We start from the raw sequence: 17,641 nt of genomic DNA on the forward strand, positions 1-17,641 counted from the left end.
CAGGTTGGGATGAGGTTGGATCAGGCCGGCGTCGCGACGCCGCGGCGGCGCATCGCCCCGCCCACGGCGCCGAAGCCGAGGATCATCAGCGCCCAGCTAGCCGGCTCGGGCACGGCGACCGGGCCTGCGGTGAGCTTAGCAATGTCGCGGTCGTTCTCCGGCGCGTTGACGTCGGAACCGGGCGCGTAGTGGCCGTTGTAGAACCCGTCCGTCGCCAACTGGACGTCGCCCGCGACCGCGCCAGGCGCGATCAGGGTGAAGCCGTAGACATGCCGTGCGTCTGGGAAATTGCCGGTCCCGACGCGATCGAGCGGCATCGTGAAGACCACCTTGGAGCCGCCGTCCAGGACTTGGCCCGTCCAGGCCAGTTGGTAGTCGTTGAGCTCCTGGTACGGGAAGTCGCCGCTGGTCGGACCGCTCACGGCGGTGACGCCCCACAATCCGTTGAGCGTGATCGTCGCGTGGATGCCCGACTCGTTGATGCTCATGTTGTCGTAGTCGCTGTAGACCAGGGTGTAGGTCCAGGCGTCGCCCACATGGGACTCGAGGACGAAGTCCACGGCGTGGGCCGGCGCCGCCAGGGCCGCGAATGCGCCCACGCCGGCGGCAAGGCTGGCAAGTTTCTTCATCGGTTTTGCACTCCACGCACGCCACTGCCGACAAGGCGCGCTCGCCGGAAAGATCCTGCCTCATGCTTTGTCGGGAGCGGCCGGCCGACAATCCCGCGTTCCGGGGATGCGGAGCGGTTAAGTCGCCGAAATCCGCGATTTCTGGCCGACCGGAGCCTCGGTCGGGATCGTCAAGACCAACCGCGCGCCCTGTCCGGACGCACTGTCGACGAGGAGCTCACCGCCCATCTGGCTAGCGCGGCGGCGCATGTTGGTGAGGCCGCGTCCTTCGCCCGGTGAGCCCGCGGCCCCATCCGGCTCAAACCCCGCGCCGTCGTCTTCCAGCCGCACGCGGATCGCGCCCGGCCCGCCCACTTCGACCACGAGTTCGATCCGCAAGGGCGCGGCGTGGCGCAGGCTGTTGGCGACGCCCTCCTGCAACAGCCGGTACAGGCTGAGCAGGCGCCGCGCATCCAGGCTGGGCGCCGGGGCCGGCAGGCTGCAGCGGTAGTCGAAGGCGATGCCCGCGCGGGCAAGGCGGCCGGCCAGACGTTCGCGGAACATCGCCAGGGCCTGGTCGATCGGCTCGTTGCCGGCGTCGATGGCGCTCGCCATGTTGCGCAGGTCGTCGACCGCCGCTTGCAGCCCCTGTTCGATCTCGCCGGCGCTGAGGCGGTTCCCACGCACGTCCAGCAGGAGATGGGTCAGTACGCCGCCGACCCCGTCATGCATGTCGCGCAGCAGACGCTGGCGCTCGGCGTCGACGGCGATCAACCGCTCCTGGTGGCGGAGCAGTTGGGACGAGCGCAGCAGACTCGCGTCCTGCTCCAGCACCTGCCGCTCCAGGTCGCTGCGCGCGCCTTCCGCCTCCTGGTTGAGCCGCAGGCCCTGCAGCGCAATCTCGAACAGGACGCCGAACGTGGTCAGCGGCGGCGCCAGGACCGAGGCCTGGAGCACGAAAGGCGACGGAGGGGGGAATAGGAACAGGTCGAAGACGATGGACGCCAGGCCGACGAGCAGGAGCGCCAGCACGCGGATCGCCGGGCCAGGCGCCGTGCGCGCCATTCGCAGCAGGGCGACGGCGCCGTAGCCGGTCAGGAGGATCATGGCGAGGGCGTCGAGCCAGGAGGTGATCACGTCAAAGCGCCCGCCCAACAGCAGCGTCGCAACCAGCACGGCGAAGGCCGCCGCGAAGCACCCGCCGGCCGTCCAGGCCTCCCGGGCGCGCCAGCCGGCGAAGGCGTTCACCGAGACCGCCGCCGCGGCCAACATCAGGTATTCGACGCCGTAGCGGAGCAGCGGGAAGCCGGCGAACGGCAGGGCGGTGGCGCCGAACGTCGTCAGCCACGCGTCGGCCCCGACCAGCAGCATGAAGACGCCTGTGGCGGCCTGCAGGCGCGAGTTGCGGTTGACCGGCAGCAGCACCAGCAGCGCGAGGCCCAGGATCATCGCCTGGGCGACGGCCAGCCAGACCATGTCGAAGCGCTGGAAGCGCTCCAGGGCGGCGGCCTTGCGCATCGCCCCGATCGGGCCGGCATAGGCCTGCGGGCTTCCGGCGCAGGGGGACCCGAGGCAGGTCAGCGATGCGTGGCCCGCGGCGTTGCCGGCGTCTGCGCGCGACAGCAGGGTCGCCTGGCCCGGCGACACCACAGCGGGCTGCCATCCGGGGATCGTCAGGATCGCAGGTCCCGACAGGTTGGCCACGTAGGCGCCGGCGCGGCCGGGCTGCGCGGGAAGCGACGTCGCCGCGGCCGGAAGGCGATAGCCCTCCTGTGTCCCCAGCTGCCGCAGGCCGAGGACGATCAGGCCGTAGACGCTCCAGAACAGCAGCTGCGCGCCCAGGATGACGGTCACCGCGCGGCGCCATCCGGTCAGCCGCCCGGCGGCGCTCACAGGTGGAGCAGCCCGCTGCGGAACGCCTGGACCATCGCCTCGCCGCGGCTGCTGACCCGAAGCTTGCGGTAGATCGACTTCACATGGTCGCCGATGGTGTGCGGCGAGATCCCGAACTCGGCGGCGGCGGCCTTGTTGCTGTAGCCGCGCGCCAGCAGCTGCAGCAGTTCGATCTCGCGCGGCGACAGGATCGGGTCGGCTTCGTCAGGCTTCCCCCGCGCCTCCTGTTCGCGCAGGTGCCGCAGGACGTAGGCGGCGATGCTGGGCGACAGGGGCGCGCCACCGGTCAGGGCGTCGGCGGCCTGCTGGCCGATGTCGAGCGTGTCGAGGTCTTTCAACAGATAGCCATCCGCGCCCGCCAGCACGGCGGCCAGGACCGTGTCCTGATCGCCAAGCACCGAGAGGACCAGGATCTTCGGCTGCCGCCCGGGCCGGGCGCGGATCGCTTCGATCAGTTCGATCCCGCTGCCGTCCGGCAGGCCCAGGTCGAGGACGAACAGGTCGGCGCCGCGATCCAGCAGGGCGCGCGCCTCGGTCAGGGTGGCGGCCGAGCCGACCAGGGTCAGCTCGTCGCGCGCCGCGACGCCGCGCGCCACGTGGTCGGCGACGACCGGATCATCCTCGACGATGACGACGCCGGCCCCCACCCTCTCCCCTCGATCCGTCCCCGGGCTCATTCGGAAAGCAGCCGCGTCGGCCGATCAATCCTGTCCGGCGCCTACCACACGCCGATCGACGGGGCGCGGACAAGCGATTTCGTCATCCGCCCGCTAGCGACCCGCCAGCTCCTTCCGCACGATCGCCGCGCCGTCGGCCATGGCCTTCAGCTTGCCGAAGGCCACTTCGCGGCTCTGGTATTTCATTCCGCAGTCCGGGGCGATGATCAGGCGCTCGGCGTCGATGTAGGGAAGGGCCTTGCGGATGCGGGCAGCGACGGTGTCGGCGGTTTCGATGTTCGGGTCGTTGAGGTCGATGACGCCGTACATGATGGTCTTGGTGGGCAGCTCGCGGAGGATCACCGGGTCCAGATTGGGCTGGGCGGCCTCGATGGAGATGATGTCTACGTCCGACGCTTCCAGCTCTTCCAGGAAGGCGTAGCCGCCGGGCTTGGAGGCGCCCTTGTGCACGTGGGCGTAGCCGAAGCAGATGTGCAGGGCGGTGATACCGCCCACGCCCTTGCAGGCGCGGTTGATGGCTTCGATGGCGAAGCTGCGGGCCTCGTCGGCCTTGGCCTGGAGATAGGGCTCGTCGAGCTGGACGATGTCGCAGCCGGCGGCGAACAGGTCGCGCATCTCGGCGTTGACGGCGTCTGCGTAGTCGAGCGCGAGCGCGCGCCCGTCCGGATAGTGATCGTTCTGCGCCTGCTGGGTCATGGTGAAGGGGCCGGGGATGGTGATCTTCACCGGACCGCCGACGCGGGCCTTCAGGAAGGCGGCGTCCTGAGCCTCGATCGGCCCCTTGCGGCGAATCGGGCCGGCCACGCGCGGGACCGGGTTCATGGCGCCGGTGCGGTCCATGGCCATGCCGGGCGGGTCGGTCTCGATGCCGGCGAGGGCGGTGGCCAAGCGGTTGGAATAGCTCTCACGGCGCATCTCGCCGTCACCGACGATGTCGATGCCGGCCATCTTCTGATCGCTGATGGCGACGAGGGTGGCGGCCTCCTGGGCGTCGGCCAACTGCTGCGGATCCTTGATACGCCACAGTTCCTGGGCGCGAACGCGGGGCGGCAGGCGGCTCTTCAGACCCTCGCGGTCGATCAGCCAGTCCGGCTGGGGGTAGCTGCCGACGATGGTTGTGGGCAACAGCGGCAGACCGGGAAGCAGCATGAGGCGATCCAAAAAGATTAGTATTCTATCTATTTCGTAGGTAGAGGTCGGCAAGCTGTCAACGCACCGCGTCCCGGGTTGTAACGACGCGGGGAGGCAATCGGGACGCGAGCAATTGCAGCGCTTCCGTCGTAGTGGAATGGTCGGGGGATGAGCGACACACAATTCTACGCCGACCCGTCCAACAGCATCGGCTACCTGACGCGCATCGCGTTCCGGGCCTTTTCTCGCGCGCTCGAGGTGCGCACCGCCCCGCACGGAGTATCGAGCGGCCAGTGGCGCTTCCTTCGCGTGCTGTGGCGCGAGGACGGAATCACCCAGCGCGAGCTCTCCCGCCGCGTCGGCATGCGCGAGCCCACGACGGTGATCGCGCTGAAGAGCCTGGAGCGCTCCGGCTTCGTCGTGCGCCGGAAGAGCGAGGAAGACCGGCGCAAGGTGCACGTCTTCCTGACGCCCCAGGCCCAGGCGCTGGAGGCCGTGCTGCTGCCGGCGGTGGCCGAGGTCAACGCCGTGGCGCTGGCGGGCCTGAACAAGACCGAGATCGACATCCTCAGGAAGGCGCTCACCCAGGTGGGCCGCAACCTGGCCGCCGACGTCGGCGAGGACACACCCACCGATTCCGCCGCGTAGAGACGCACACAAAGGACCCTCGATGACCGTCAAGCTCCTCGCCTTCGCCGGCAGCACCCGCAACGGATCGCTGAACCAGGCCCTGCTCGAGTTGGCGGTGAAGGAGGCACGGAGCCGCGGCGCCGAGGTGACGACCATCCGGTTGAAGGACTTCGACCTGCCGCTCTATGACGGCGACCTCGAGGCCAACGCCTTTCCGCAGGGCGCCCGCGACCTGAAGGCGCTGTTCCGCGCCCACCACGGCTTCCTGATCGCCAGCCCGGAGTACAACGGCTCGGTCAGCGGGGTGCTGAAGAACACCATCGACTGGGCCTCGCGTCCGACCGACGGCGAGAGCCTGGTGGCCCTCAGCAGCTTCCGCGGCAAGGTGGCCGGGCTGATGGCGGCTTCGATCAGCCCCTTCGGCGGCCTGCGCGGCGTGACCCACATGCGTCAGATCCTCGGCACCATCCAGACGGTGGTGGCCACCGAACAGGTGCTGGTGCCGTTCGCCCACGGCGCCTTCGACGAGAACTGGGCGCTGAAGGAGGCCCTCCCGGCGCAGCTCCTCGGCGGGCTGGCGGCGCGGGTGATCGAGCTGGCGGAGAAACTGCAGCCGCCGGTGAGCTGAGCCCTACCGCTTCAGGTTCGGATCGAACGGCAGCTCGTACCCCGTCAGCCGCGTCCGTAGCAGCTTCTTGTCGATCTTGCCGGTGGGGCCGAGGGGAATTTCGTCGACGAAGAGGACGTCGTCAGGCATCCACCAGCGGGCGATCTTGCCTTCGAGGTAGTCGAGGAACTCCTGCTTGTCGGCGGCGTGGCCGGGTTCGAGCTGGACCAGCAGGATCGGGCGCTCGTCCCACTTGGGGTGGACCACGCCGAGGACGGCGCAAAGGGCGGCCTTGGGGTGGCCGACGGCGATATTCTCGACGTCGATGGAGCTGATCCACTCGCCGCCCGACTTGATGACGTCCTTCGCGCGGTCGGTGATCTGCATCCAGCCGTCGGCGTCGAGGGTGGAAACGTCCCCGGTGTCGAAGAAGCCCTCGTCGTCCAGGGCGCTGTTGTGCGGCTGGCCGTAGTAGGCGCTGGCGATGGTGGGCCCCTTGATCATCAGCCTGCCGAAGGTCTTGCCGTCGTGGGGGAGGCGGCTTCCGGCGTCGTCGACCAGCTTGAGGTCGAGATTGCAGATCAGCCGGCCCTGCTTGAGCTTGTAGGGGAGCTGTTCCTCGAACGTCGCGCCGGCGAGCTTGGGAGAGGGGGTCGACACCGTGGCCAGCGGCGAGGTCTCGGTCATGCCCCAGCCCTGGATGATGTCGACGCCGTGCTCCTCGCGGAAGGCGCGGATCAGCGATTCCGGGCAGGCCGCGCCGCCCGTCGTGAGCCGCTGCAGGGTGGTGAGCCGGCCCTTGGTCTCGCGCAGGTGCGCCAGCAGCATCTGCAGCACGGTGGGCACGCCTGCGGAATAGGTGACGCCTTCGGTCTCCATCAGCTCGTGCAGCGAGGCGCCGTCCAGCTTCTGGCCCGGCAGGACCAGCTTCGCCCCGACCATGGGGGCCGAGTACATCACGCCCCAGGCGTTGGCGTGGTACATCGGCACAACCAGCAGCACCGTGTCGCGCGCCGACAGGTTCAGGGCGTCGGGCTGCAGGGTCATCATGGCGTGCAGGTAGTTCGACCGGTGGCCGTACAGGACACCTTTCGGGTTGCCGGTCGTGCCGGAGGTGTAGCAGAGGCCCGCAGCGGCGTTCTCGTCGAAGCCGCCCCAGGTCGCGTCGGCCGGACGATCCTCCAGCCAGGGCTCGTACGCCTCGGCCGCGAACGGCGTCGCCGGCGCTTCCTCGCTCAGGAAGATCACCCGCTTGATGGTCGGGCACTGGGGCAGGAGCTCGGCCAGGAGCGGGGCGCAGGCCGGGTCGGCGAACAGCACCGTGTCCTCGGCGTGGTTGGCGATGTAGACGATCTGCTCGGGGAACAGGCGCGGGTTGAGCGTGTGCAGCACCGCACCGATGCCGATGGTCCCGTACCAGACCTCCAGGTGGCGGTCGGAATTCCAGCCCATGGTGGCGACCCGGTCGCCCGGCTTGATCCCCATCTCCCGCAGACCGTGGCTGACCTGCTTCGCGCGGCGATGCAGGGTGGCGTAGTCGGCGCGGGTGACCGGGCCTTCGACGGAACGGGTGACCACCTCGCGGTCACCGTGCCAGCGGGCGGCGTGGTCGAAAATCTTGTCGAGGGTCAGCGACCAGTCCTGCATCAAAGCCTGCATGGGCGGGCTCACTCCGGTTGTCTCTGGATCGGGGATAATGATTAGATTACGAAGTATCTAGCGAGCCGCCAAGCGGCCGGACCACATAGCCAGACTAACGGTAGGGGAGAGAACGCGTGATCATCGACGACAGCGACCTGATGGCGAAGGTCGACCGGGAATTCATCGGGGTCACGTCGCCGACGGCGCCGCGGATCATGGCCGGCGGGCATCCCTGCCAGGGGATCTACACCACGCCCAAGGGCCGGCGGCCGAAGGTCGCCTTCATCGCCACCCACTACAACGTCGACTTCTCCGAGCACTACGTCGCCCCCTACATCGCGGCGCGCGGGTTCGGCTTCCTGGGTTGGAACACACGCTATCGCGGCGCCGAGGACCAGTTCCTACTGGAGCACGCCGTGATCGATATCGGCGTGGGCGTGCGCTGGCTGAAGGAGGTCGCAGGCGTCGAGAGTGTCGTGATCCTGGGCAATTCCGGCGGCGGTTCGCTGATGGGCGCCTACCAGGCCGAGGCCATCGCCCCGACCCTGGGGGACCTGGTGAGCGGCGCCGGGCTGGAGGCGCTGAACAGCCTGCCGAAGGGCGACCTCTACATCTCGTTCAACGCCCACCAGGGCCGGCCTGAGGTGCTGACGGACTGGATGGACGCCTCAGTGGTGGACGAGTTCGATCCCGTCGCGACCGACGAGAGTCTGAACCCCTTCAACCCTGACAACGGCCCGCCCTATTCGGAAGAGTTCATCACCCGCTACCGCGCCGCCCAGAAGGCGCGGAACCAACGGATCACCGACTGGGCCAAGGCCGAGCTGAAGCGTCTGAACGACGCCGGCATCCCGGACCGGCTGTTCCCGCTGTTCCGCTGCTGGGGCGACCTGCGGATGATGGACGGCTCGATCGACCCGTCCGAACGCAAGACGCCGATGTGCTACCGCGGCCATCCCGAGGTGGCGAACCGCTCGCCCTCGATCGGCCGGGCCAACAACCTGAAGACCTGGCTGTCGATGTGGAGCCTGGAGACCTCGAAGTGTCGCGGCGCCGACCAGTTGGCCAAGATCACCCAGCCGGCGCTGGTGGTGCAGGGGCTAGCCGACACCGGCGTCTTCCCGAGCGACGCCAAGATCATCTTCGACAACCTGGGGACCTCGGACAAGAAGCTCGAGCTGATCACCGGGGAGCACTATTTCGAGGACAGCCGCAAGGTGCGCGAAGCGGCGGCCAACCTGCTGTGCGACTGGGTGGAGGCGAAGCGATAGGATTCGGCGGGTCCCCGCGCGATTCTTGAGGCGGGGTTCCGGCGTCCGGCATAGCGTGACGGCTCCGCTGTCAGGAGCCCTTCGCATGCCGCGCCTCATCGTCCTGGCCCTCGCGCTGCTCGCCCTTGCGAGTCCGGCGACCGCCGAGTCCTTCGCCTTCCCGAGCGGGTTCGCCAGCCGCGAGGTCGCCTCGAACGGCACGACCATCCACGTACGCGTGGGCGGCAAGGGGCCGGCGGCGCTGCTGCTGCATGGCTATGGCGAAACCGGCGACATGTGGGTCCCCATGGCCGCCGAACTGGCGCGCGACCATACGGTGGTCGTGCCGGATCTGCGCGGCATGGGCCTCTCGGCCAAGCCGGCCACCGGCTACACCAAGGTGATCGAGGCCGCCGATATGGCCGGCGTGCTGGACACGCTGAAGATCCAAAGCGCCGAGGTCGTCGCCCACGACATCGGCAACATGGTCGCCTACGCCCTGGCCGCCCGCTATCCGGGGCGCGTCACCAAGCTGGTGCTGATCGACGCGCCGGTGCCCGGCATCGGCCCCTGGGAAGAGGTGCTGAAGAACCCGCTGCTCTGGCACTTCCGGTTCGGCGGGCCCGACATGGAGCGGCTGGTGGCGGGCCGCGAGCGCATCTACCTCGACCGTTTCTGGAACGAGTTTTCCGCCGACCGCACCCGCTTCACCGAGGCGGCGCGGGTCCACTACGCCAAGCTCTATGCCCAGCCGGGCGCCATGCACGCCGGCTTCGCCCAGTTTGCCGCCTTCGACCAGGACGCCATCGACAACCGCGCCTGGCTGGCCACGAACGGCAAGTTGCCGATGCCGGTGCTGGCGCTGGGCGGGGAGAAGTCGTTCGGCCCGATGATGGCGACCGTGATGCGCGGCGGGGCGACCAACGTCGCCGAGGGGATCGTTCCGGACTCCGGCCACTGGATCATGGAAGAGAACCCCACCGCCACCGTGAAGCTGGTGCGGGCCTTCCTGGACGCCAAGCCCTAGGGTCTGCTCTCCCCGGCCGAAGTCCGCTGGACCTCACGGGGCCGCAGCTTCTAAAGCGATCCGATGCATACGCGGGTACGGGCGGCCTTTCGGGGCGAAACGGACGGCTACGACATCGGACGCGAGCGGCTGCTGGGCCGTCACACGGCCGGTCATGGTCTGCTGCGCGCCGCCATGGCGGCGGCGCCCGGCGCGCCCGTGATGGGATACGGCCCTAGTCGGGCAGGGGGCGAGGCCTTCGCCCGGCTGGTGAGGACCATCGATCCGGCGGCGAAGGTGGGCTGGGCCCTGTCGGACGATCCGGCCGCGCTTGCCGAGATGGGCGTGCTGTATCTCGCCGACCCGACGATGGCGCAACCTGCCCGCCAGCGCCTGCGGGCGGGGGTGGCCGCCTATTCGCTCTGCGGCGTCACGCATACGACGGCGAGCACCGCCGCGATGGACCAGATCGCGGACCTGCTGAGCGAACCCCTGGCCCCCTGGGACGCCCTGATCTGCACATCGTCCGCCGTGCTGGAGACGGTGCGCGTGGTGCACGAGGCGGAGGCCGACTACCTGCGCTGGCGGCTGGGCCCGGGCGTGCGCATCGCGACGCCGCAGCTGCCGGTCATTCCACTGGGGGTGCACGCCTCGGATTTCACCTTCACGCCCGAGCAGACGGCGCAGGCGCGCGCCGAGTTCGGGCTCGAGCCGGACGAGGTGACCGCCCTCTACGTCGGACGCTATTCGCCCTACGGGAAGGCCCATCCCCTGGTGATGTTCCAGGGGCTCGAAATGGCCGCCCGGCGCATTGGCGTGCGGGTGGCGCTGGTCCTCTGCGGCTGGCCGGCGACCCCGGGAATGGACGAGATCTACCGCCGCGCGGCGGCCGACCACGCGCCGAGCGTCCGGACGATCTTCGCCGACGGCCGCGTCGCGGAGGAACGGAACCGCTCCTGGGCGGCGGCCGACCTGTTCGTCTCGCTGGTGGATGGCGTCCAGGAAACCTTCGGCCTCACGCCCATCGAGGCGAAGGCGGCGGGCCTGCCCATCGTCTGCACCGACTGGAACGGCTATCGCGACACGGTGCGCGACGGCGTCGATGGCTTCCGCATTCCAACGCGGGCGCCGTCGGCCGGCGCGGGCGAGGCCATCGCCCGCTCGTTCGAGGCCCAGACGATCTCCTACGACTACTATGCCTGGGCCGCGGCCAGCCTGACGACGGTGGACCTGGCCGCGCTGGCCGAACGCCTGACCGCGCTGGTCGGTGACGCCGAGCTGCGGCGGCGGATGGGCGCCGCCGGCCGGGAGGACGCGCTGGCCCGGTTCGAGTGGGCCAAGGTCTATGCCGACTATGAGGCGTTGTGGGCCGACCTCACCGCCCGCCGGAAGGCCGCGCTGGAGAATCCCGAGTCGTTGGCCTGGGTGCGCGCCGCGCCGCCGGCCGATCCGCGGCGGTTGGACCCCTTCAAGGCGTTCGGCCACTACCCCACCGACCTGCTCACCGGCCAGACGGTGGTCGTGGGCGCGCCAGGCATGACGCGCGATCTGGTCGAGGCGCTGGGCCGCCATCCGCTGTTCGTCCCGGCCATCGTGCCGCCGGATGTCCAGCTCGCCGTTTGGGACATCGCGCAAGGATCGGCCGCGACGGTGGCTCAGGTGGCGGAACGGGCGGGCCTGACGCTGCCGTCCGCGACGCGGGCGGTCGGCTTCCTGGCCAAGATGGGCGCGGTGCGACTGAGCGACCCGGTCTGACGTCGCTCCGCGCGCCGCCTCAGTCGTTCTTGACGTCCTCGGGGGTGAAGGTCAGCGGAGGTCCCCAGTCCTCGTTCAGGAGGTGGGCCGCCTTGAGGAAGGTGGCCTTGCCCAGGCGGCGACCGAGCTCCTCGCCCATCAGGATCATCGAGCGCTGGGCGTCGATGCGCATCGTCTCGCCCATCTGGGTGGGCGCGATGATCTTCACGCGGCCGTTCGAGGGGTCGTCGACGAGCTGGACGATGCCCAGGTCGATCATCTGGTTGATGGTGGCGTGGATCGCCTGCCGGCTGACGCCCATGTTGCGGGCGACGTCGGAGGGACGGCGGACGCCCAGAACCAGGTTGGCCATCACCATCGACTGCGGCCGCGTCACGACCGGCCAGCCCCGCGCCTGGAGATAGTTCTGCAGGCCCTCGTCGAACCAGTAGAAGCCACGCAGCAGCGACAGCAGTACGTGCCTGACATCGTCCTCGGCCGTCACGCCCGAAACGCCTCCGGATACCCCATGGATTTCCAGTGAGGCGCTTCCGACGGATTGTCAAAGAGATGGACGGTTAGGCGCGACTATTCGGCCGCCTCGGCCCGCGCGTTGCGCGTGGTGAAGGCGCGCCAGTTCGCGGTCCTCGGCACGACCCCCTCGAAGGACGCGAGGTCGACGGTGCGGGACGAACTGCGCGCGCCGATGGCCGCTTCGCCCGCGGCGCAGGCCTTGGCGGCCGCCACCATCTGCCGGCGGAACTGGATGATCGCCACGTCGCTGGAGCCCAGGTGGTCCTCGCTGCGATCGGCGATGGGGCCCATGCTCTCCCACATCGCCATGTCCTGAGCCGGGATGCCCTCGATGCCGGTGAAGTCGCCGGCCTTCATCCTGGCGCGGTCCTGCAGGAACCAGTTGTCCAGGTTGCGGACCTTCTTCCAGTCGTCGGTGAGGTCGACGCCGGGCGTGGCGGCGCAGAACCGACGCCAGGCGTCCTGTCCGATGCCCTTCGTGGGGTGCCAGGCGATCCAGTAGAACATGCAGTTCACGTCGTCGGTGGGCACCAGCATCTGGGCCAGGTTGTACTGGTCGTTCGGCGGGATCAGCACGGTGAAGGGGGCGATGAACACCGTGGTGCGGATGTAGACGTGCGTCTCGGGATCGCGGATCGGGCGGCGGATGGCGGCGTAGTGGAAGCCGTAGTCCGTGGCCTCGACCTCCAGACGCGGGGCCTTGTCGTTGGAGGGGCGCAGCCAGGCGGTCTCGGTGGCGGTGGAGCCTTCCACCTCCGCCGTCGGCATGTTGGTGGAGTGCAGGCTGGACGAGTGGGCGCTGTCGATCGAGCCCTCCAGCACCTGGGCCCAGTTGCAGGCCGCGTGGATCTTCACGATGGAGATCTTCGTAGTGTCCGTCGGGGCCCAGGCCGGCGCCTGGAACGGCCGCACCTGATCGGCCTCGCCCATCCAGACCCAGATGAAGCCGCCCGCTTCGGCGACCGGATAGGCGCGGGCCTTGAGGTTGCGCATGCGGCTATCGGCGGGCTCGGAGGCCATCTCCTGGATCGCGCCGTCCACGCCGAACTTCCAGCCGTGGTATAGGCAGCGCAGGCCGCAGTCCTCGTTGCGGCCGAAAGCGAGGGAAGCGCCACGGTGGGGGCATTTCTCGTCCAGCACCCCGACCCTGCCCTTGCTGTCGCGGAAGACCACCAGGTCGACGCCCAGCAGTCGCGCCCGCACCGGCGTGCCGTCGGCTTCGGCCACCTCTTCGCTCATGCAGGCCGGCAGCCAGTGCTGGCGCATGACCTGGCCCATCGCGGCGTCGCCCTCGACGCGGCAGAGGATTTCGTTGTCGGCGGGTCTCATGGGGCGCTGTCCGGGCGTCGGGTTGTAAAACTTAGATATCGAAGTATTCTACGCATCGAGGCCGTGATGTCCAGCGGCCCGCGGGCGAGGGGACGACTGACCGTATGGCCGACCGCGTGCTGCGCCTGGGCGTCGTGGGCCTGAGCCGGGGCTTCGACCTGACGCGGCCGACCCTGGCCGCCGACCCGCGCGTGCAGCTTGTGGCCGCTGCCGATCCGCGCGACGAAGGTCGCGCCGCCTTCCAGGCCGAGTTCGGCGCGCCGGCCTTCGCCACCGCCGACGAGCTGTTCGCCGACCCGCGCGTCGAGATCGTCTACATCGCCGCCCCGCACCAGGCGCATGTGGAGCTGGCCACGGCGGCGGCGCGAGCGGGCAAGCACATCCTGGTCGAGAAACCGATGGCGCTCAGCCTGGCGGACTGTCGGGTGATGACGCGGACCGCGGAGGCGGCGGGCGTGCGGCTGCTGGTGGGACCCAGCCACGGGTTCGACCCACCTGTCGCCTGGGCCGCCGACCTGATCGCTTCGGGGGCCGTGGGGGCGGCGCGGATGGTGACGGCGACGACCTTCACCGACTTCCTCTACCGGCCACGACGGCCCGAGGAGCTCGACACGGCGCAGGGCGGCGGCGTGGTCTTCAGCCAGGCCGCGCATCAGGTGGACGTGGTCCGCCGGCTGGTGGGCGCGAAGGTCGCGAGCGTCCGCGCGACGACCGGCGTCTGGGACCCGAGCCGGCCAACCGAGGGCGCCTACCAAGCCTTCCTGGGCTTTGAAGGTGGGGCCTCGGCAGCGATCACCTACTCCGGCTACGGCCGCTACGACACCGACGCCCTGATGGACTGGATGGGCGAGACGGGCGGAGCCAAGGACCCACAGGCCTATGCGGCGGCGCGGCGGCGGCTGGGGACCGCGCCCGAGGCCGAGCTGAAGGCCGCACGGGCCTATGGGGTCGCCGCCCAGGCGCCGCCGCCCATGGGGCACGAGCACTTCGGCTTCACCCTGGTCGCCTGCGAGCGGGCGGACCTGCGGCTGACCGCGACCGGCGTAGAGATCTGCGGCCCGGACGCGCGGCGCATGGTCGAGTTGCCGATCGGCGCCGCCACCCGGCACGGCGTGATCGACGAGCTGTGGAACGCGGTGGTCGAAGGGGTGCGCCCCATCCACGACGGCGCCTGGGGAACCGAGAACCTGGCCGTCTGCCTGGCCATCCTGCGATCCGCCGCCCTGGGCCGCGAGGTCGCCATTTCCGAGATCGAGGACGACGCATGAGCAAGCTGCGCCTGACCCTGGCGTGCTGGGACTATGACCGCACCCGCGCGCTGGCTGACGGCCGCGTGACGCCCGAGGGGATCGACCTCAACTTCCTGCCGCTGCACGTGGAGGAGACGTTCTTCCGCATGCTGCGCAACCGCGAGTTCGACGTGGCCGAGATGTCGCTGTCGTCCTACTGCGTGTCGCTGATGCGGGACGATCCGGCGTTCATCGCCATCCCGGTGTTCCCGTCGCGCTTCTTCCGCCACTCGTGCATCTTCGTCTCGGCGAAGAGCGGCATCCGCGAGCCCCGGGACCTGGTCGGCAAGCGGTTCGGCGTGCCCGAATACCAGATGACGGCGCCGGTCTGGATCCGCGGGATCCTGTCGGACGAGTTCGGCGTGAACCCGACCTCGGTGAAGTACTTCACCGGCGGGGAGGAGGAGCCGGGGCGCGACGAGAAGCTGAAGCTGAACCTGCCGGCCGACTTCAGCGTGACGCCGATCGGTCCGACACAGACCCTGGCCCAGATGCTCGCCGATGGCGAGATCGACGCGTTGCACACGGCGCGCACGCCCTCGACCTTCTACTCGCGGCCGGACGACGTGAAGCGACTGTTCCCGAACTTCGTCGAGGTCGAGAAGGACTATTTCCGGCGCACCGGCATCTTCCCGATCATGCATGTGGTGGCGATCCGCCGGACCGTCTACGAGGCCAACCGCTGGATCGCGCAGTCGCTGTTCAAGGCGTTCAGCGCGGCGCAGCAGCTCACCTATGACAACCTCGCGGTCACCTCGGCCATGACCACGATGCTGCCGTGGCAGGTGGCGGCGGTCGAGGAGGCGCGAGCCGAGCTGGGCGACGACTGGTGGCCCTATGGCTTCGCGAAGAACCGGGCCGTGCTGGACACCTTCCTGCGCTACCACCACGAGCAGGGGCTCTCTCAGCGGCGGTTGGCGCCCGAGGAGCTGTTCGCGCCCGAGACCTTCGAGGCCTTCAAGATATGAGCGGCGACCTCGATCCGATCCGCAGCCTGGGGTTCCAGGTGCGACGTTGCCACCGCGCCTTCGACCGGGTGCTGGCGGGCCACTTGGCGCCGGCCGGCATCACGAGCGGGTTCTGGTACTTCCTGCGGGCGCTCTGGCAGGAAGACGGCGCGACCCAGAAGCGCCTCGCCCAGCTCAACAACGTCACCGAGCCCACCGCCGTGGCGGTGCTGGCGGCCATGGAGCGGCTGGACCTGATCCGGCGAGAGCGCAACACCGAAGACCGACGAAAGATCAACGTGCGGCTGACCGAGCGCGGCCGGGCGATGAAGGCCGAGCTGATGCCCACCGCGCACCGGATCAACGAGATCGCCGGGGCCGGCATCTCGGCGGCGGAGCTCGACACCTGCCTGTCGGTGTTGGCCCGGATGTCGGAGAACCTGACCGCCGAGGCCGCGCGGCTTTCGGCCTAGCCCTTCTTTGGCTTCTTCTGCTTGGACGCGTTCAGGTCGGCGGCGTCCTTCACCAGCGCCTTCAGCGCGGCTTCGTCGATCGCCTCACCCTGGCGGATGTCGATGGCGCGGCGGGTATTGCCGTCGAGGCTTGAGTTGAACAGCTTCTTGGGGTCGGACAGCGAGGCTCCCTTGGCGAAGGTGAGTTTCACGACCTCCTTGTAGGTCTCGCCGGTGCAGATGATGCCGGCGTGGGACCACACGGGCGTTCCGCGCCATTTCCACTCCTCGACGACCTCGGGCACGGCGGCCTGGATGAGGCCACGCACCCTGGCCAGCGTCTCGCCACGCCAGTCGCCCAGGTTCTTGATCCGGGCATCGATGAGTTCGGAGGCCGAGGCGCCGCCGTCGGTGGTGAGTCCGTCGTCCTTGATCATGGCGTTTCCCTACATGCGCTCGCCGGGCAGGGCGCTGGCCTGCCGCACCCAGTCGGTGAACCGGGCCTCGTCGAACTCGTCGTGTTCGTGGATATGGAAGTAGCGGGTGTCCTGGACCTTCGACTCGACCGGCGGGACGGGGCGCAGCTTCGCGCCCCGGAAGAAGGTGACTTTCACGTACCGATCGAAGCAATGGTAGCTGAGGAACCAGCTGCCGGCCTCGAGCCCATAGAAGGGGGAGTTCCACTTCACCGCCTTGGCGACGCCGGGGACCGTCCGCTCGATCAGGTGGTCCAGGCGGCCGCCGACCGCCCGCTTCCAGCCGGGCATGGCCGCGATGTAGGCCTGGACCGGGCCGTCGCCTTCGCCCTTGGGGATCTGCGGATTGCCGCCCGAGAGCAGCTTTGGCTCGGTGGACATCGCGTCCGTTCCTAGGCGCGCCGCCGAACGTACGGCAGGGCGAACATGTACAGGCCCGTGAGCGCCAGGAAGGCCAAGGGCGCCAGCGGGATATAGTAGACCCACTGCGCCGGCTGCTTGCCCAGCCCCAGGGTAGCGAAGATGGCGGCGACCACCCCCACGAAGGCGATCGAGACCCAGCGGTGGGTCTGGCGGATCAGGCCGGTGAAATTCATGAGATCTCCTCCTCAGGCGGTCCGGTCCAGGACCTGTTCGAGCTTGCCGAAGAACTGCTTCCAGCCGGCGTGGGCGCCGCCGTAGGCCTGCTTCTGGCTGGGCCTGAAGCCTTCCTGCTCCATGCGGAGGTGCGTGCCGTCGCGCGTGGGCGTCAGGGTGAAGGTCACCACGCTCTTCAGGCTGAAGTCGGGGTTGTCGTTGTCGAAGTCCCAGCGGTAGGCGAGCGTGCGGTCGGGCTCGACCGTCAGGACCTCGCAGTCCAGCACGCCGCCCCACTCGCCCCGCAGGTTGAAGCGGTGGCCGATGGTTGGCGCGAAGTCGTTCTTCATCAGCCACTCCTCTATGAGGTGCGGCTGGGTAAGCGCGCGCCAGAGCTTCTCCGGTGGGTGAGGGAATTCGCGCTCGACGATGACGGAACGGGTTTCGGTCGTGGCGGTGGTCATTGGTCCATCCTGTTGAGCAGATCGTCCAGGTCGTCGAAGCGCCGCTCCCAGAAGCCGGCCATCTCCTTCGTCCAGTCGAGCAGGGGTGAGAGCGCCGAGAGCTGGGCGCTGTAGTGCGTCTGACGACCCGCGTGGCGGTCGCGGACCAGCCCGGCCTGCTTCAGCACGCCGAGGTGCTTCGAGACGGCGGGTTGGGAGACGCCGGCCTGAGCGGTGATCGCGCCGACCGTCTGCTCGCCGCCGCGGCACAAGCGCTCGAAGATCGCCCGCCGGGTGGGGTCGGCGAGGGTCCGGAAGAGCAGGTCATGGGCGTCGGAAGCGGGCAATACATAACTCTCTGGCTATGATTTGACTCATAACCAGTGAGCTATGGGTTGGTCAAGTGGCTCTGTTCGGA

Annotated in this window: 20 protein-coding genes; 8 read left to right on the plus strand and 12 right to left on the minus strand. The window is 69.2% G+C overall.

What is annotated here, in order from left to right:
• Positions 1 to 20: 20 nt before the first annotated feature.
• The 4 genes from ACODSY_RS20860 to ACODSY_RS20875 form a co-directional block, all read right to left on the minus strand.
• On the minus strand, positions 21 to 629 hold the full coding sequence (locus ACODSY_RS20860; RefSeq protein WP_488953813.1) for a PEPxxWA-CTERM sorting domain-containing protein: 609 nt from the start codon (positions 627 to 629) through the stop codon (positions 21 to 23).
• Between the two features lie 117 nt (positions 630 to 746).
• On the minus strand, positions 747 to 2,462 hold the full coding sequence (locus tag ACODSY_RS20865; protein ID WP_488953814.1) for a sensor histidine kinase: 1,716 nt from the start codon (positions 2,460 to 2,462) through the stop codon (positions 747 to 749).
• Positions 2,463 to 2,497: 35 nt separating this feature from the next.
• Positions 2,498 to 3,148 carry a response regulator gene (locus tag ACODSY_RS20870; RefSeq protein WP_488953815.1) on the minus strand — a complete coding sequence of 217 codons (651 nt, stop codon included), beginning with the start codon at positions 3,146 to 3,148 and terminating at the stop codon, positions 2,498 to 2,500.
• Between the two features lie 123 nt (positions 3,149 to 3,271).
• On the minus strand, positions 3,272 to 4,327 hold the full coding sequence (locus ACODSY_RS20875) for a hypothetical protein (RefSeq protein WP_488953816.1): 1,056 nt from the start codon (positions 4,325 to 4,327) through the stop codon (positions 3,272 to 3,274).
• Between the two features lie 150 nt (positions 4,328 to 4,477).
• On the opposite strand from ACODSY_RS20875, the gene ACODSY_RS20880 reads away from it, so the two are divergent.
• Both ACODSY_RS20880 and ACODSY_RS20885 read left to right on the plus strand, forming a co-directional pair.
• Entirely contained in the window at positions 4,478 to 4,957 is a 480-nt protein-coding gene (locus ACODSY_RS20880; RefSeq protein WP_488953817.1) for a MarR family winged helix-turn-helix transcriptional regulator, read from the plus strand.
• A gap of 22 nt (positions 4,958 to 4,979) precedes the next feature.
• On the plus strand, positions 4,980 to 5,567 hold the full coding sequence (locus ACODSY_RS20885; RefSeq protein WP_488953818.1) for an NADPH-dependent FMN reductase: 588 nt from the start codon (positions 4,980 to 4,982) through the stop codon (positions 5,565 to 5,567).
• 3 nt (positions 5,568 to 5,570) lie between these two features.
• Here the strand turns inward: ACODSY_RS20885 and ACODSY_RS20890 are convergent, their stop codons facing one another.
• Positions 5,571 to 7,205 (minus strand): long-chain-fatty-acid--CoA ligase, encoded by a 1,635-nt coding sequence (locus ACODSY_RS20890; RefSeq protein ID WP_488953819.1) that lies wholly within the window; start codon positions 7,203 to 7,205, stop codon positions 5,571 to 5,573.
• A gap of 116 nt (positions 7,206 to 7,321) precedes the next feature.
• On the opposite strand from ACODSY_RS20890, the gene ACODSY_RS20895 reads away from it, so the two are divergent.
• The 3 genes from ACODSY_RS20895 to ACODSY_RS20905 all read left to right on the plus strand — a co-directional run bounded on the left by ACODSY_RS20895 (position 7,322) and on the right by ACODSY_RS20905 (position 11,198).
• Positions 7,322 to 8,458, plus strand: coding sequence for an alpha/beta hydrolase (locus tag ACODSY_RS20895; RefSeq protein WP_488953820.1), 1,137 nt, complete (start codon positions 7,322 to 7,324; stop codon positions 8,456 to 8,458).
• Between the two features lie 85 nt (positions 8,459 to 8,543).
• Positions 8,544 to 9,464 carry an alpha/beta fold hydrolase gene (locus ACODSY_RS20900; RefSeq protein ID WP_488953821.1) on the plus strand — a complete coding sequence of 307 codons (921 nt, stop codon included), beginning with the start codon at positions 8,544 to 8,546 and terminating at the stop codon, positions 9,462 to 9,464.
• Positions 9,465 to 9,527: 63 nt separating this feature from the next.
• Complete coding sequence (locus ACODSY_RS20905; protein ID WP_488953822.1) at positions 9,528 to 11,198, plus strand: glycosyltransferase family 4 protein; 1,671 nt, start codon at positions 9,528 to 9,530, stop codon at positions 11,196 to 11,198.
• A gap of 19 nt (positions 11,199 to 11,217) precedes the next feature.
• Here the strand turns inward: ACODSY_RS20905 and ACODSY_RS20910 are convergent, their stop codons facing one another.
• Positions 11,218 to 11,682 (minus strand): MarR family winged helix-turn-helix transcriptional regulator, encoded by a 465-nt coding sequence (locus tag ACODSY_RS20910; RefSeq protein WP_488953823.1) that lies wholly within the window; start codon positions 11,680 to 11,682, stop codon positions 11,218 to 11,220.
• A gap of 83 nt (positions 11,683 to 11,765) precedes the next feature.
• The gene (locus tag ACODSY_RS20915; protein WP_488953824.1) at positions 11,766 to 13,040 is read right to left on the minus strand and encodes a Rieske 2Fe-2S domain-containing protein; all 1,275 of its coding nucleotides are present in this window, start codon (positions 13,038 to 13,040) and stop codon (positions 11,766 to 11,768) included.
• A gap of 104 nt (positions 13,041 to 13,144) precedes the next feature.
• Between ACODSY_RS20915 and ACODSY_RS20920 the strand changes: the two genes are divergently transcribed.
• From ACODSY_RS20920 to ACODSY_RS20930, 3 genes are read left to right on the plus strand one after another with little or no spacing between them, the layout of a single operon-like run.
• Positions 13,145 to 14,308, plus strand: a complete 1,164-nt coding sequence (locus ACODSY_RS20920) for a Gfo/Idh/MocA family protein (protein ID WP_488953825.1) — start codon at positions 13,145 to 13,147, stop codon at positions 14,306 to 14,308.
• On the plus strand, positions 14,305 to 15,297 hold the full coding sequence (locus ACODSY_RS20925; protein WP_488953826.1) for a substrate-binding domain-containing protein: 993 nt from the start codon (positions 14,305 to 14,307) through the stop codon (positions 15,295 to 15,297). Before ACODSY_RS20920 ends, ACODSY_RS20925 begins: the two co-directional genes overlap by 4 nt.
• Entirely contained in the window at positions 15,294 to 15,749 is a 456-nt protein-coding gene (locus ACODSY_RS20930; RefSeq protein ID WP_488953827.1) for a MarR family winged helix-turn-helix transcriptional regulator, read from the plus strand. The genes ACODSY_RS20925 and ACODSY_RS20930 overlap by 4 nt, the downstream gene beginning before the upstream one ends.
• Here the strand turns inward: ACODSY_RS20930 and ACODSY_RS20935 are convergent.
• From ACODSY_RS20935 to ACODSY_RS20955, 5 genes are read right to left on the minus strand one after another with little or no spacing between them, the layout of a single operon-like run.
• Entirely contained in the window at positions 15,746 to 16,165 is a 420-nt protein-coding gene (locus ACODSY_RS20935; protein WP_488953828.1) for a DUF1801 domain-containing protein, read from the minus strand. The genes ACODSY_RS20930 and ACODSY_RS20935 overlap by 4 nt on opposite strands.
• A gap of 9 nt (positions 16,166 to 16,174) precedes the next feature.
• A complete protein-coding gene (locus tag ACODSY_RS20940; RefSeq protein ID WP_488953829.1) occupies positions 16,175 to 16,585 on the minus strand; it encodes a DUF1801 domain-containing protein in 411 nt (136 codons plus the stop codon).
• Between the two features lie 11 nt (positions 16,586 to 16,596).
• Positions 16,597 to 16,800, minus strand: coding sequence for a hypothetical protein (locus tag ACODSY_RS20945; protein WP_488953830.1), 204 nt, complete (start codon positions 16,798 to 16,800; stop codon positions 16,597 to 16,599).
• A gap of 12 nt (positions 16,801 to 16,812) precedes the next feature.
• Positions 16,813 to 17,244, minus strand: coding sequence for an SRPBCC family protein (locus tag ACODSY_RS20950; RefSeq protein ID WP_488953831.1), 432 nt, complete (start codon positions 17,242 to 17,244; stop codon positions 16,813 to 16,815).
• Positions 17,241 to 17,570: an ArsR/SmtB family transcription factor gene (locus ACODSY_RS20955; protein WP_488953832.1), complete on the minus strand. Its 330-nt coding sequence runs from the start codon at positions 17,568 to 17,570 to the stop codon at positions 17,241 to 17,243. Before ACODSY_RS20955 ends, ACODSY_RS20950 begins: the two co-directional genes overlap by 4 nt.
• Positions 17,571 to 17,641 lie beyond the last annotated feature (71 nt).

Source organism: Phenylobacterium sp. FG114, assembly GCF_057809855.1.